Here is a 217-nt window from a genome sequence, read left to right on the forward strand (position 1 = left end):
ATCATTACTGAAGTATCATAAGTATCTTGGTTCATCTGTTGGTTATATTTTTCTGGTATGTATTCTTCAATTATTACATGTGCATTTGCTCCACCTGCTCCAAAAGATGAAACCCCAGCAATTCTTGGATATTCTTTGGTGACACCATTAATATTAATAACAGGTCTCTCCCATTTTGCTAATACACCATTTGTAATACAACATGAATTAGCAAAAT

General features: G+C 32.7%; 1 protein-coding gene. It reads right to left on the minus strand.

Translation table 11 applies throughout. The annotated features are described in order from the left end of the window. Positions 1–217: ketoacyl-synthetase C-terminal extension domain-containing protein (locus AACQ14_RS24000; RefSeq protein WP_339366061.1), on the minus strand; the 217-nt coding region annotated here is incomplete at both ends.

It is taken from the genome of Vallitalea maricola (genome assembly GCF_036985595.1).
Taxonomy (GTDB): domain Bacteria; phylum Bacillota; class Clostridia; order Lachnospirales; family Vallitaleaceae; genus Vallitalea; species Vallitalea maricola.